Here is an 11,748-nt window from a genome sequence, read left to right on the forward strand (position 1 = left end):
TGAATTGGTTAATATCGTACATTCTCGTTCTTGTTAGACTCTGGTCCTTTAAGCTCTAACACCTATTCAGCCACCTTATGTAAGGTGGCTATTTTTTTAGCTCTAAGCAGTCAGTGGTTCAAGGTTAGCAGGACGGTAATAGACTGACTTTAATACTTTGCCTTGTCTAATGGTCTTCCCTTCAGCAATAAAATCTTCTGCACATTTGGCAATAATATATTCACCTTTTTGAACAGACATCAACTTAACACCTTGCTTGGCATAATGTGCCTCAGTATCCGCGTATTCTTTTTCGTCACGGCACACTTTGCTCATGTTGCTTGAGTGAACTTCGTCCCAGCATGGAACAAATTCGATTCCGATGTTTTCAGCAACATTCAACAGCAAGTCGATCAAATAGCTAATTGAAAGGTTGTCTTCCATATTGTTGTGCCCAAGGTGGACAAGGCGGCCCATAAGTACGTAGACAGTGTCTATGATTGCATCTGCTTTTTCAGTTTTGCAGTCTGCGTCAGCGAGCTCAGTTAATTCCTCGATGGCAAGTGAGGTATGCAGCGTGTCTGCTTGCTCGTCCAGAGTCGCTGGTGCGTTTACAGGAAGATCAAACGTACTACGAAACTCTAAAATGTCCTGATATAAATGATTAAAGATAGGTTGGGTAAGTTTGGATAAGCGCATTCTTTGGGCCCGATAATGAAAAACGAATTAATCTTAACAAAGCCTATTTAGCCGTGCCACATTGAAACGATTAAAATTATTTAATATCAGAGTGTTTTTCGTACGATGAGACCGAGCTCATTGATATAAGTTGATGACTAGTCTTTAATATCATTAACCAAAAGAATTTATCATGGACGAGCTGTCTTTAGGGGATATATGCCAGTCATAAATGAAAGTGAAGAGCTAATTAGGCGAATTTATCAAATCACTAACGACTACCAAAAGGGGTTCGATATTCAAATCAGCCAACTGCTGATACTAGGGTTGGAAAGATTTAATCTCGACATTGGCATCTTATCTAAGATAGATGGAAATCAGTACACAGTGCTGAACTGTGTCACACCAGAAGAAGTGCCTTTGAATGCTGGGGACGAGTTCGAATTTACATCCACTTATTGCGAAATCACGTGTAGTGCGTTTGGGCCAGTTGCTATTGAGCATATGGGCAGACACAATAAATATGCCTCTCATCCAGCGTATTCAGCATTTGGCCTAGAGTCTTATATTGGTATTCCGATCTTCGTTGATGATGAGGTGGTGGGTACACTAAACTTTTCCTCGGCACGACCTTATGATCGCAAATTCGAAAGCACCGATATTGATGCGTTAAAGCTGATGGCTTCTTGGGTGGAAGTTGAAATGATTCGCCGCAAGCAAGAAGATCAGCTGCAGGTGCTAAACCAAAAGCTTGAATTCCAAGCACTAAACGACCCTCTAACAAAAATTCCTAATCGACGTTGTTTGTTCAAAACACTGCATGCTGATATTGAAAGAATGAAAGCAGCGAGCGGAAAAGGAAGTCTAGCTCTTATCGATATAGACCATTTTAAACGAGTTAACGACACTCACGGTCACCAAGTTGGTGATGAGGTGTTAGTTAAGATTACAGAGCAGTTAAAAAATGTTGTTGGTTCAACGGACTACTTAGCGCGATTTGGTGGTGAAGAATTTGTAGTTTGGCTACCTGAGCGCGAGTTAACTGAGCGTGAGAGTGTGCTCAAAAGACTTCATGAATGTGCAAATGAGGTAAAGGTAGCAGGCAACCCGCTGACAGTATCCATTGGTGTGTGCCACTTCGATTTTGACGCTATAAACGAAGATTGCCGAAAGACGGTGTTAGACGATTTTATTTCCCTAGCTGACGAGTGCTTGTACGAAGCAAAGAGCCAGGGAAGAAATTGTATTGTTGCGAAACAGTTTGAAACTGTTAGCTCTGTTTAATCCGAACTTTTTAGGTGTGGAAATAACTCTTCAATATCCTTTTCAGAAAGGCTGCTAACGGTCTCGATGTTGGTGTCTGGAATGGTCTCTGGGTTTGGAAAATGCTTTAGAGCTTTTTCCAAACTGTCTTCTCGAATCAAGTGAAATATCGGGTAGGGGGATCGGTTCGTTAGGTTGCCAACGTCTTCAGGCTCATTGCCAGCAAAGCAATAGTCTGGATGAAAGGTTGCCACTTGGAATTCACCTTCTAACTGCTGCTGTTCAAGCATTGCGTCAATCCAGTTGATGAACAAGTTATACTCATAAAAATCGTTCAACATGTATGGCGTAACGACAAGCGTGGTCTCAAGCTCACTTACCGTTGTCGACTGAAGCTTGTGCATTTCCTGCAGTATATCCTCTAAAAGTAGCTCTTCAATCTTGGCTTGACTTACTACGATTCTAATTTGTCCGTTACGCTGTGGTTTGGCTGCGAATGGACATAAGTTTAGTCCTATTACGACATTTTCCAACCAAGCTTCTACTTGCTCGATGATCAGAGTTTCAGAATTTTGATTCATTCTACTAGCTGCTCTTTATATCTCTGTTTATTTTGCTGCAACTTTAACCAGTTGCTTTTCACTATTGTCTGCTACACGTGGATGTTGTTTGAGTAGTGCAAAGCTGAGCAGCAAAATTACTGCAATCAGTGCACTGCCTCCAATCATTACACCCAGCCAAGACATACTTTGCCAGCAGTATAAGAGAAAGAAGCCACCTAAACTACCGCCAATATAATAATGTACAAGATAAAGAGCAGTTGCAGTTGCTTTCGCTTCGTTTGCATTTTGACTTACCCAAGAGTATGCAAGTGTGTGAGTGAAGAAGCCACCTAGACTAATTAAAATTAAGCTCATGAACATTGCAGGTATCGTGTCAAAGTAGGCAATTAGCAGACCGAAAAAACAAATAAACGCGCCAAGAATCATCCCATGTAGCGGGTTTCTCCTCGAGCACCATTTACCTGAAAAAGTCGAACTGACTGTACCAGCCAGGTAACATAAGAATATGAGGGAAGCCAGACCAATGGTTAGGTCATGAGGTGGAGCGACCAGTCGAAAACCCATAACAGTATAAACATTGACAAAAAGAGCGAAGTTAGCAGCGCCAATGAGCATTGCAAACCAAACCCTACGATTTTGAAGGTGTTTAATAACAGCTTTGTTATGGTGAAAAAATAGTCCTTTTTGAGGTTTGAATTGTTTTTGAGCAGGCAGTAGCTTATACACTGCAATAGCGCCCGCCACGGTAAGTAGTGCAATTAGAAGAACCGCATGCTTCCAACCATAGAGCTCCGTGAGTGTACCGCCAAGTATTCTGCCTGCGATGCCTCCTAATGAATTAGCGGCGATGTAGACCCCAATAGCATGTGAAAAGGCGGTTGAATGAAGCTCTTCAACCATGTAAGCCACTGCAACCGAGGCGAAGGCGGCGATAGCAATTCCCATCACTGCACGACCTAGGATTAACGCATAGAAGCTGTTACCTAGAACTAAGCTGATCCCAATGAATGGCATTGCAAAAAGCCCTATTAACATTATCTTTCGCCTACCCACAGATTCAGAGCATATCGCCCAAGGGACAAGGCAAACTGACAATGCAAGCGTTGAAGCTGCGAATATCCAATTTGAGGTGGTCTCAGAAATTGACAATGACTGAGATAACAGTGGAAGTATGGGTTGGAAGTAATAGAGGTTACAAAATATCAGGAATGAGCCTAGCGCTAAGCTTATGATGACTCGACGATATTCTACGGTATTGTGCTCGATCATTTTATATCTCTCAAAGGCTATGTGATCAAGCTAGCATCACCAGTATCATTAATAAAATATATTTAAAATATAAATACGATAAAAAATGTATATCATGGAAATCCGTCAACTTAAACACTTTATTTCCGTTGCCGAGCATGGTCACTTTACCCATGCGGCTAATAGTTTGAATATTGCTCAGCCGGCTCTTAGCATTTCAATCAAGAAGTTTGAACAGCAGCTAGGGGTTGAGCTTTTTAGCAGGAAAGATCGAAAAGTAGAACTGACTCAAGAAGGGATTGTTCTAATGGAGCACGCAAAGCGGATTCTACAGCAGGTGGAAGATGCGAAGTTAGCGATAGATGAGTTGTTAGGCTTGGAAAAGGGAGAGGTTAGGTTAGGTGCACCGAGTATGATGGGATCTTACTTCTTTCCCGAAATTATTATGGCTTTTAAGTCAAAGTACCCACAGTTGAAATTGGTGCTTATCGATGCAGGTACACAGTCAATTCGCGAGATGTTGTTGAGTGGTGAACTAGATATTGGGGTCATTCTTGAAAGAGATGTTCCCGAAGAGCTAGAGACGGATCATTTGCTAAAGGCTGAAATGCTTGCTGTTATTGGTGATACGCACGAGTTAGCAGACAAATCTTCAATCACATATGAAGAATTTTTTTCGCAGGATTTAGTCATGTTCAAGCCTGGCTACTTCCATCGTGATTATATCGATCAAGCTTCACAGCAGTACGGACATAGCTTGAAGTTGTCATACGAAACCAACTTACTGACTATGATTTTAAGCATTGTGAAAAGAGAGTTCGCAGTGACGGCTCTATTAGATTTAGTTACCCATCACGAGCAAGGTATAAAAGGTATTCCGTTTCAAGAGCGAATCTATTTGGATCTGGCATTGGCGTGGCGGAAAGATGGTTATCAGTCGAATGCAGATCGAGCTTTCATTGAGTTTATAAAGCGGTATGTATAGTGGAAGCGCTCTGCCATATATGGTTTGCCAACAACTTACAGCTGATTGAATAGTAAGGTGTACCTATTTTCTAGTTGTCGATTGTTTTGTAGCTTTGCAATTTTAATCAATAACTTAGTTGATTCTCGCCTGTACCCATAAACACTGTGGAAGTTAGTGAGCCTTGCTTCGGCTTTAGCGTAATTTTTCATTTCAACATCAATTCGGCACAATTGGATCAATGAAACATATCGATTGGGTTCATACCCTAACGCACGACTAAAATTTTTGTACGCCAATTGCTTTTCACCAGATTTCAGCATGCATAGCCCGTAATTTTCATAGCTGGCGGCGACATGCAGATAAGAAGAATTGGTAGCAGCTTTAAAGTAATTCTGTGCTTTAAGGTATTGGTTTTGCGTGCAAAGATAAGTGCCGTAATTATTGAGTACATATCCATTTTTGGGAAAACGTTGCACCGCTTGGCTGTATATCTTATTTGCCGACTCAAGTTCATTAACTTGCTCGTAATATTGAGCTAATGCAAGTAGCACGAATAAGTTCGTTGGATCTATATTGTAGGCTTTTAGCAGGTTTTCACGAGCTTTTATAATCTCACCGTGTGCCATATAGGCGACACCAAGCTCAGCTCGTGAGATCGCAGACTTTTCTGAACGGGCTAGATCATCATTATAAGTATTAGTTGATGTACACGCGCTTAGGAAGGTGATGAGGATCGCGGCTGGAGTTAGACTGTGCTTCATAGGCGCTCTTAACTATTTGAAACGCCTATTATATTAATAATTACGGTGTACCTCTTTATTGATAGTCGCTACTGCGATAACTCATACAATACATAGAGTCACCAAGGTGTGAGATTACATCTGCTAGTCGTCTACGGTGAAGCGCTCTTCACTAAATTGAGCCAAGTCGTAAGGAGTTTGTTGATAAACACAGTAGTTAAGCCAATTTGAAAACAACAAATGCCCGTGACTTCTCCACGTCGCTTTAGGAGTGCTATTTACGTCGTTGTTTGGGTAGTAATTGACTGGAATCGCAGGATCTGATCCTTCTTTTACATCGCGTGTATATTCTGAGTGTAGGGTGAGGGCGTCGTATTCAGGGTGACCTGTAACAAAGACGTTGCGTTTGTCTTTTGTAGCCGCAAGGTAAACTCCGGCGATGTCAGACGTTGCCAAAATGTCTAGGTCGGTATTTTCGTCAATGAATGTAGAAGAAAAGTCTGCATATCGAGAGTGCGGAGCTAAAAATGAATCGTCGAAGCCTCTTAGAATAGGATGGTAAGGCTGGTGAATTTCATGCATATAGACACCAGATAGCTTTTTATTTCGTGTTCTCTTAGGAAGATTATATAGAAGCTTTAATCCTGCCTGAGCAGCCCAACAAACGTAAAGTGTGGACGTGACGTGGTCACGTGCCCAGTGCATGATGCTTTGTAAGTGTTCCCAATAAATAACGTCTTCAAATTGCACTAGACCTAATGGTGCTCCAGTAATGATTAACCCATCATAATTTTGGTTTTTGATGGTCTCAAATTGGCGGTAAAAATTATTTAGGTGTTCAGTGGGAGTGTTCTTGCTAGGACGATTATCAATGCGAAGGAGTTCGACATCCACTTGAAGCGGGCTGTTTGATAGCAGTCTTAGAAACTGAGTCTCCGTCTCTATTTTTTTAGGCATTAGATTTAGGATAAGCACTTTCAGTGGCCTGATTTCTTGGCTAGAAGCACGAGTCTCTGGCATGACGAAAATATTCTCATGCCTCAATACGTCGGAAGCAGGTAACTGATCGGGAATTTTTATTGGCACGGTGCCTTCCTTTTTATTCTGGACGTCTATACTTCTAAACCTAACCCAATTGAAAAGAGATGTCGATAGCTCCAAAAACTTTTTTAGGATAGATTGTGCCTTAACAATACTTTTAGGCTAGATGATGACTTCAACACTAAAGCTAATCTTGATCAGAGGGCTGCCAGGTTCTGGAAAATCCACGTTGGCGAAAAAATACCAAATGAATCACTATGAAGCTGATATGTACTTTGTTAATGAACAGGGTAAGTACATCTTTGATGCGAGCAAGCTTAAACAGGCTCATGCGTGGTGTCAGTACAAGGTAGGGCAGTCACTTTCACTAGGGCAAAGTGCAGTCGTATCCAATACATTTGTGCGTTTGTGGGAAATCAAGCCCTATCAAAAAATGGCACAAAAATATGGTGCAAAGTTCGAAATTATAGAATGCCATGCCACTTACGCAAACACGCATGGCGTACCACAAGAAAGCATCGATAGAATGAAAAGTAGGTGGCAATCGATGAAGTACTAAAGATTTTGGTCACGACCTTCTATTATTTATAAAAACAGTACAGTGGCTTTAATCATTGCTTCCTCTAAATCCAAAAAGAACAGTCGCTTGACTCTTAAATGTTGTAATCGGGGAGAGTCATATATTATATGAAAAATATGCCGAAGAAATAATCGAGTATTCCATTCTGGAATGTATATATTATGAATATTATTTTGATTATAAGTATGTAAGGTTCCATAATGTAGCAATTCAATAGAACCATACCTAGACACAAGTTTTATCCCGTCGTAGGAGATTTATAAATATATACTGATTACTTAATTATTATCTTTTGTCAGTTTTCTATAATTAGGCAAATAATAGATGTCAACTGAACTGGTAGGAATGTTATATTTTTAATTAATAACTAGAAACTTGTCACTTGAAACTTAACGGTTGCTAATTTTTGATTTATATAACTAAATCATTCATGAAGGCAAGAAGTAAAGGCTTGAGTTCGCTGGTTATATTTTTTATATTTTAAAGGTATAAATATGTACGTTAATATGTCCTTAATAAATACTCGCTTGGAATTGGTTTCTGCGCTAGGTGAAGCGGGTTTTTCTGACAATGATAAGCTTAGAGCTGGCAGAAACTCTTCAGGCGATTATATCATATATAGATCTGGTGACTCAAAAATTTTAGACAATGGAAATATTATCGTACGGAGCAGAAATAGAGAACAAAGGCAAAGAATTGAAGGCGTTTATAATCTTATCTATCCTTTTTTAAGTCCCGAGCAAAGAATGGCAATAAATAATCATAGGGATAAAGAAAAGGGTTTTTTTACTATTTCAAGAAGGAACATAAAGAAATCACTCACTCCGAAAAAAATTCATTCTGCTCTAAAGTGCATAAAAATAGCATCAGGACATCACCGTACAACCTATATAGATACAGACTTAGGTTTCGGATATAAAATAGCAAAACAAAAATATTTGAATAAAGCAGCAAAGATGAGCAATGAAGACTTGAGGCTAAACGAAATTTATAATTCTGATATGTTTTATAATGGTCGATATAAGCAGAGGGGGCAAGTTCAGGTTGTCAATAATATTGGTAGTATAGAAACAAGTGAAGGGATTACACGATTTATTCTATTTAAAAATGCTGAAAAGCTATCTGAAGGTGAAAAGATCCCCATGAGTGCTGTTACTATGCTTCAGAACATGGGATTCAACCCAATTGATTTAAAACCATCTAATTTTGTAAAAGTAAAGTTTAACGGAAGGTACGACTATATACCAATTGATGCTAAATATATAGGGCGAACAGAATTGCATGCTATAGGAAGAAGTAATAGCATTCGAAGTAAAACGGTCAGAAGAGAACGTAGGGGCAGAGATATGTATCACGGTAAATATATAGATAAAAATAACTAATTTGAAAGGGATAAGGGCAATCTACAACGCTGTATTGTTGAAGATGTGCATAGGTAATTTAGTTGTACTAATTTAGTCTTATCTCAGAGTCAACTATGCTTATGCTGTTTTGAGGTATTTACTTTACTACCTACAGCTAAAGATCTAGTTTCACTTCCGCTAGTAGCTTTGTATTGTTTTCTTTCAGATACCAATCATTGGTTACTAGCCGCACACTACCGACAGTATGAGTACCAAAATTATATTCACGGTACTTTTTCAGCAACTCAAATAATTGATTGGCGTTGTGTAATGGCTGCTTAAATCGAACCACCGTAGAGTGTGCTGTTGCGATGTTGTACCTTGCATCTTTACCGAATTGTAATTTAGATTTTTTTAATCCAGTCCTTAGACTATTTCGCAGCTCATTTAAACTTTCACCTTGCATAATGCCTTGCAGCAGAATGCAACTAGGAGAGGCGGTAACCCCTTTAAATTTCAATTCGAAAGGGCTTACTGATTGAACCGCCTCTTTAAACACTTCGGCATAGTCTTGTCCTTCACTATCAGAGATATGAAAGTTTTCATAGCACGTTATTATAGTAAGAACTGTTACATGGAGTTCCGATATTGCGGGATAGTATTGCTCTGGTTCTAAAGATTTAAGGTCGTTCAAAAAGTTGGAAATATTTTCGGTTAACGGAGTACTACCCCTAAGATAAGACAGCGTTGTAATTCCTCGACGGTTATCTGATGGACTGTCAATCAACTTATCGGTTTGGTATGTTCCGGCTTTTATCACTTGCTCGAAGTTATCCCACATACTGTCGTAAATTCGTTTTTCTTCTCTCACCTAAAACCGTTTCCTACTTAATAGAGCTCTTCTTAAAGTACATACAAACACGTTAACGAGTACATTTGCATATCCACGTGTTCTTTTGCCATTGAACAAGCTAGATACATCAATATTATATAAATGTTGAACTTATAGTTACGCAAAAACTGAATACTGCTTCACCTACGATCAATGTGGTTATCCACCAGTCTATTTCTGGGCTCTTTCAAATGGATGATAACTAAAGTCGCAAAGCTGGCCATTGGTGTATGAACATAGAGTTAAACCTTCTTTATTTTCACTCCCTTCACCAACAATGCTGCCATTATTGTCCCATACACTACATCTACCTGCTGTATCCAATCCCCCTGTTTTACCGACATAGTTTGAGAGTAAGACCGGAGTGTTAATTTTCTTTGCAATATTAGACAGCAATTTACTATCTTCGAAAAAGCCGTTTTTTGCAATTAAGGCACTGACTAAATACACGTCTGCATTATCTTTATAAGCATCGTTATAGTGTTGCTCCTCTGTAAAATCGGCACATACGGCCAATGCTAGCTTTACTCTATTAACACTAAAGAAGCAGTTTTTCTCACCTGCTGCACAGTATTTTTCCTCGCCTTGATGGAGGTACTGTTTATGATAGAAGTCTACGCTTCTATTAGGATGAAGGATGGCTGCACTTATATAAGGCTTAGATTGCTTGGTTCTTAAAGGTAATCCAACTATTACAGTTAATCCTTCTGAAACAGCTATGTTAGAAAGCTCTTTAATGATGCTTGATGACCTGCTTAATGCTAGGCTTTCAAGTAATTCGAGTTCATAACCCGTCAGAGAGAGTTCTGGAAAGACAACAACATCTACCTCTAGTTGAGCCGCATGAGAACACGCTGCTTTGTGCCATTTGAGGTTGTTTGCGATGTTACCGCTATCCACTTTAAGCTGCGCCAAAGCAAACCTAACGAAACTATTCATTACTCGATACCTACGAACCATAAAACAACGGGTTATATGAGGGTAGCCATCCTATCACGCATAAGAAAAATAGGGCAAATCTCACGATAGGTTTATAGACATACGAACAAGATCCCAGTTGTTTCCGTTGAAAGAGCGGATATCACTAACAATATCATAGGTCCTGAAACCAAGCTTTTCATAGCATGCAATGGCAGGCTTATTATGAGCAAAAACGTTGAGCAATAATCTCTGCGAACTATATTTGTTCTTGGCTTTACTTATAACAAGATCTAGGATTTTCGCTCCATATCCTTTCCCTCTATGTGCTGGACTTACAAATACTCTACATACTCGATACTCAGTTTTTGATACTTTATATAGTTCGCAAAATCCAACTGCTTCATTTCGTACTATCAGTAAAAAGGGCTTAGCTTGAACTTGGGTGTAGTGCTGCTGAAGTTGCTCTATTGTGAGTGGGAATTCAAATTTTGGCCCACCCCATAGATAATTGAGTTCACTAGAGTCAATCCAATTGATGAGCAACTTAAAGTCCTTTGGCAAAAAATCAGCAAGTTCAGCGCGTAAGTGGTTTAGGTTTGCAGCGTCCATCTATGCAAATTATCCTTCGATACTAAATTAAATCACACATTATCAAACCGTAAGCGAAAAGTAAGCTGTAGAAATGTATGGTTAGCCGATTATTCGAGGAAGTGGTACAAGCGTATAGTCGTAACGGTACGCGCTAAAGGTTAGCAAATTTCTATTGTACTTAGAGGGAATAGTGGGGTATTCGGCTAAATACCGTCGCTTATGTTACGCATATGATGCTCTAGCTTCTCAAGTCGCTGTTGTATTACAACCTGATATTTGGCTGGAAGTCGGCTTAGTGTTATATCACTTTGTTTTCTAAGCGCACTGTAAAGTGATTCACCATTGCATGGGTGGCTACCGTTCAATACGCTTAACAATATTGCGGTAGAAACCCAGTCGTCTTTCTTGCTTGCAATACAGCTTGGTGAAGGCGGCAGCCCAGAAAAGCTAGGTGTAATTCCTTTTGCATTGTGCTCTTTATAGGGAGTGCCGAGTCTACAGCAGCAGCCAAAATCAATTAACCCTAGCGTTTTGTCCGGGCGTAGTATGATGTTGGATGGTTTGATATCTCCGTGGATGAAGCCGGTTTTATGCACACACTGAATTAGATCCTCGATTTGTCCAGTTCCAATTTTAGGTAGGCTACCTTCTTGTATAATAGAAGCTAAGCTTTCTCCTGGGAGGTAGCTCAACATGAGTACATTCAGAGCCCGATAGTTCGTGTAATCTAAAAATTTTGGCCAGTTGCGACTTGTATTACCGTGAAGAAACTCGGCTTCATTTTTGAGAGCCAGTTTTTGGTGTATTGAAGCCGCAAACTTAAATATAACTTCACCATGAGTAGGGTGTAACGCCTTGTAAACGCGACTATTGAATTGTGTAGTAAATTGAACTCCCAATTTAGAGAAATGATCAATGGCGCCCATAAGTGCGCCATTGTTA

At 39.8% G+C, this 11,748-nt stretch carries 13 protein-coding genes; 4 read left to right on the top strand and 9 right to left on the bottom strand.

Features of this window, described 5'->3' with window-relative positions:
• Positions 1-102 precede the first annotated feature (102 nt).
• Positions 103-678, bottom strand: coding sequence for a nucleoside triphosphate pyrophosphohydrolase family protein (locus L7A31_RS11535; protein ID WP_237361664.1), 576 nt, complete (start codon positions 676-678; stop codon positions 103-105).
• A 198-nt stretch (positions 679-876) separates the two neighbouring features.
• Here L7A31_RS11535 and L7A31_RS11540 point away from each other — a divergent pair, with 198 nt between their 5' ends.
• Positions 877-1,941 (top strand): sensor domain-containing diguanylate cyclase, encoded by a 1,065-nt coding sequence (locus L7A31_RS11540; protein WP_237361665.1) that lies wholly within the window; start codon positions 877-879, stop codon positions 1,939-1,941.
• Here the strand turns inward: L7A31_RS11540 and L7A31_RS11545 are convergent.
• On the bottom strand, positions 1,938-2,501 hold the full coding sequence (locus L7A31_RS11545; protein ID WP_237361666.1) for a DUF1415 domain-containing protein: 564 nt from the start codon (positions 2,499-2,501) through the stop codon (positions 1,938-1,940). The two genes, L7A31_RS11540 and L7A31_RS11545, sit on opposite strands and share 4 nt — an antisense overlap.
• A gap of 27 nt (positions 2,502-2,528) precedes the next feature.
• Entirely contained in the window at positions 2,529-3,752 is a 1,224-nt protein-coding gene (locus L7A31_RS11550; RefSeq protein ID WP_237361667.1) for an MFS transporter, read from the bottom strand.
• Between the two features lie 94 nt (positions 3,753-3,846).
• On the opposite strand from L7A31_RS11550, the gene L7A31_RS11555 reads away from it, so the two are divergent.
• Positions 3,847-4,716, top strand: a complete 870-nt coding sequence (locus tag L7A31_RS11555; protein WP_237361668.1) for a LysR family transcriptional regulator — start codon at positions 3,847-3,849, stop codon at positions 4,714-4,716.
• A gap of 35 nt (positions 4,717-4,751) precedes the next feature.
• On the opposite strand, the gene pilW is transcribed toward L7A31_RS11555, so the two are convergent.
• Complete coding sequence (pilW, locus tag L7A31_RS11560) at positions 4,752-5,459, bottom strand: type IV pilus biogenesis/stability protein PilW (RefSeq protein ID WP_237361669.1); 708 nt, start codon at positions 5,457-5,459, stop codon at positions 4,752-4,754.
• A gap of 123 nt (positions 5,460-5,582) precedes the next feature.
• On the bottom strand, positions 5,583-6,524 hold the full coding sequence (metA, locus tag L7A31_RS11565; RefSeq protein ID WP_237361673.1) for a homoserine O-acetyltransferase MetA: 942 nt from the start codon (positions 6,522-6,524) through the stop codon (positions 5,583-5,585).
• 124 nt (positions 6,525-6,648) lie between these two features.
• On the opposite strand from metA, the gene L7A31_RS11570 reads away from it, so the two are divergent.
• A complete protein-coding gene (locus tag L7A31_RS11570) occupies positions 6,649-7,038 on the top strand; it encodes an ATP-binding protein (protein ID WP_237361675.1) in 390 nt (129 codons plus the stop codon).
• A gap of 515 nt (positions 7,039-7,553) precedes the next feature.
• Positions 7,554-8,441: a hypothetical protein gene (locus L7A31_RS11575; protein WP_237361676.1), complete on the top strand. Its 888-nt coding sequence runs from the start codon at positions 7,554-7,556 to the stop codon at positions 8,439-8,441.
• Positions 8,442-8,577: 136 nt separating this feature from the next.
• Here the strand turns inward: L7A31_RS11575 and L7A31_RS11580 are convergent, their stop codons facing one another.
• The 4 genes from L7A31_RS11580 to L7A31_RS11595 all read right to left on the bottom strand — a co-directional run bounded on the left by L7A31_RS11580 (position 8,578) and on the right by L7A31_RS11595 (position 11,732).
• Positions 8,578-9,273 (bottom strand): 2'-5' RNA ligase family protein, encoded by a 696-nt coding sequence (locus L7A31_RS11580; protein ID WP_237361678.1) that lies wholly within the window; start codon positions 9,271-9,273, stop codon positions 8,578-8,580.
• A 192-nt stretch (positions 9,274-9,465) separates the two neighbouring features.
• Positions 9,466-10,233 carry a carbon-nitrogen hydrolase family protein gene (locus tag L7A31_RS11585; protein ID WP_237361680.1) on the bottom strand — a complete coding sequence of 256 codons (768 nt, stop codon included), beginning with the start codon at positions 10,231-10,233 and terminating at the stop codon, positions 9,466-9,468.
• 81 nt (positions 10,234-10,314) lie between these two features.
• Positions 10,315-10,824, bottom strand: coding sequence for a GNAT family N-acetyltransferase (locus tag L7A31_RS11590; protein ID WP_237361682.1), 510 nt, complete (start codon positions 10,822-10,824; stop codon positions 10,315-10,317).
• Between the two features lie 185 nt (positions 10,825-11,009).
• Positions 11,010-11,732 carry a protein kinase domain-containing protein gene (locus L7A31_RS11595; protein ID WP_237361684.1) on the bottom strand — a complete coding sequence of 241 codons (723 nt, stop codon included), beginning with the start codon at positions 11,730-11,732 and terminating at the stop codon, positions 11,010-11,012.
• Positions 11,733-11,748: the final 16 nt, after the last annotated feature.

The organism is Vibrio marisflavi CECT 7928, assembly GCF_921294215.1.
Classification (GTDB): Bacteria; Pseudomonadota; Gammaproteobacteria; order Enterobacterales; family Vibrionaceae; genus Vibrio; species Vibrio marisflavi.

What these genes read in the sequence shown, in the direction of transcription:
- L7A31_RS11585 (WP_237361680.1), bottom strand. Translation starts at nt 10,233, where the DNA reads ATGAATAGTTTCGTTAGGTTTGCTTTGGCGCAGCTTAAAGTGGATAGC.
- L7A31_RS11535 (WP_237361664.1), bottom strand. Translation starts at nt 678, where the DNA reads ATGCGCTTATCCAAACTTACCCAACCTATCTTTAATCATTTATATCAG.
- L7A31_RS11550 (WP_237361667.1), bottom strand. Translation starts at nt 3,752, where the DNA reads ATGATCGAGCACAATACCGTAGAATATCGTCGAGTCATCATAAGCTTA.
- L7A31_RS11595 (WP_237361684.1), bottom strand. Translation starts at nt 11,732, where the DNA reads ATGGGCGCCATTGATCATTTCTCTAAATTGGGAGTTCAATTTACTACA.
- L7A31_RS11590 (WP_237361682.1), bottom strand. Translation starts at nt 10,824, where the DNA reads ATGGACGCTGCAAACCTAAACCACTTACGCGCTGAACTTGCTGATTTT.
- L7A31_RS11540 (WP_237361665.1), top strand. Translation starts at nt 877, where the DNA reads ATGCCAGTCATAAATGAAAGTGAAGAGCTAATTAGGCGAATTTATCAA.
- pilW (WP_237361669.1), bottom strand. Translation starts at nt 5,459, where the DNA reads ATGAAGCACAGTCTAACTCCAGCCGCGATCCTCATCACCTTCCTAAGC.
- L7A31_RS11555 (WP_237361668.1), top strand. Translation starts at nt 3,847, where the DNA reads ATGGAAATCCGTCAACTTAAACACTTTATTTCCGTTGCCGAGCATGGT.
- L7A31_RS11545 (WP_237361666.1), bottom strand. Translation starts at nt 2,501, where the DNA reads ATGAATCAAAATTCTGAAACTCTGATCATCGAGCAAGTAGAAGCTTGG.
- L7A31_RS11570 (WP_237361675.1), top strand. Translation starts at nt 6,649, where the DNA reads ATGACTTCAACACTAAAGCTAATCTTGATCAGAGGGCTGCCAGGTTCT.
- L7A31_RS11575 (WP_237361676.1), top strand. Translation starts at nt 7,554, where the DNA reads ATGTACGTTAATATGTCCTTAATAAATACTCGCTTGGAATTGGTTTCT.